This window comes from Endozoicomonas sp. SESOKO4, from assembly GCF_024606275.1.
On sequence record NZ_JAHHPS010000522.1, the window covers coordinates 1 to 1787 of the forward strand.

The 1787-nt window shown below is 49.9% G+C and carries 2 protein-coding genes; both read right to left on the bottom strand.

The genetic code is table 11. The features are described from left to right. Positions 1-585: hypothetical protein (locus KDK16_RS10165; RefSeq protein ID WP_257275950.1), on the bottom strand; the 585-nt coding region annotated here is incomplete at its 3' end. Between the two features lie 132 nt (positions 586-717). Further along, on the bottom strand, positions 718-1787 hold a 1070-nt coding region (locus KDK16_RS10170), incomplete at its 5' end, for a hypothetical protein (protein WP_257275951.1).

A 1787-nucleotide genomic window follows, 5' to 3' on the forward strand; every position in this document is an offset into this window, starting at 1 on the left:
AAGTCGATTGGATGGAAACTCTCTGAAACTGTTCTGCACAGCTTCCTGAATCAGCTCCTCCATGGAGTCCATTCGATCATCAGCCACGACACCCTGAAGCATCACAGGCCGGGTTTGGGACCAATGAGCAACAACCCGGGATTCGTGCATGGCAGGAGCAGTGCTCAATGCCTGCAGGAGATGAAACATGGAACGATCACTGCCATCGGGCTCATCGCTGGCCATGACATTCGCAATAGCATGCCGGGTGGCCTGCTGGACGAGTCTGGTGAGGAGCTGCTGTCGAACTTCTGTCTGGTTGCCCGATCCAGAGTCAGCTGTCAGCCAATGGTCCAGCTCGTAGCGGTCATAGATTCTCCGAACTGAAACCATAATGGCCCTTAATAACCTCTCATTTTCTTCAGCAAAGACGTAATCAAAATAGAGTCTGTTGATATTGTCCCTGGCATTCCTGACAGCTTTGTGCTCAGATGAATCAACACTGCTCCAACAGGAAGACACCAGCATCAAACTGATCAGCACAGACCAGATAATTCGATAAATAACCATACGACACTCCAATGTCTTAACAAATTCAGGAAGCATAGGGCAATCAACTGGCAGGGGCAGAGAAAGCGATAAACAGTTGTTGAGTTTGTATTCAGGTTCTTAAGTGCCCGGCAGGCAGGTGGGAACACTGCCGGGCCCACAGGCGCGGAATCAGACATATGAATAATTTCAGAACCAGTCGGCACTCCGATTCTGAACATCTCCTGTAGTCGAGGTACCAAAGCTGGTAGAACCACTGCCGCCATCGCTGCTTGAAAAATTGTAGGTGAAGCCGCCGAATGCCCCCCCCACTCCGCCTTGTTGATGGGTCGTTTCTGTCTCTGCCCAGTATCTTTCTTCCTCTTCCTCTTCCTGCTGCCTTCTTCGGCGTCTTTCATCTTCTGCTGTCCAGATATAGCGTTCTTGCCGCAAATGGCTGTATAGCTCTGTGAGCGATATCTGCATGTAGATATCAGCCAAATCCATGTTACAAGTAAGAGGATTCAGAACCCCGGCCTGCATCAACACATTTTTAATTACCTTTTCATCAAAGCCTTCCGTAGCTCTTTTGATCTGCTCCCTGTCCCATTTGGTGGGTTTCCAGTCCCTTCCCTGCGGATCATTCCGCCCGGGTCGGTTCAGTGCATTGCCTAACTTTCTTTGCAGCTTCTCCCGCTGCAGCCGCATCTGCCTGGCTGGTTCTGTTTCATATTGAGAGATCACCATACAAAACACGCCGGCGGATATCACGCCAAGCGAAGCGCCCATCCCAAGCATTGCTCTGTATAAAATGAATTGAAACCAGCTTTCCTCTTTACTTTCATCCGGGGAGTAATGCATGACCGGTATCTGAACGGGTGGCGGTGATGTAACAGGTACCGGCTTTTCACCATCCAGAATTCTGCGAATCTGCTGGTACCACTCATTGCCATAATCTTCACGATCAGCGGCTTTCATAAACAGCGCGGAGAGGTCTTCCTGATAGTGACGACGTTTGCCGTCTGTATGCCATAGGGTGGGATGATTGTTAAAGGCCTTAGTCATCATGGACAGGTAGATTGAAAATGCCGGGTCTCTGGCAATCTCCGGGTTCTGCTTTTGCCGGTCTACCTTGTGGCTGAGAGAACGAAGCGCCTTGCCACGAAGAAAACGCTCCTGCATTTCCAAAAGAATAAAACTGAGTTGCCGGGCTAACTGTTCCCGTGAAAGTCGATTGGATGGAAACTCTCTGAAACTGTTCTGCACAGCTTCCTGAATCA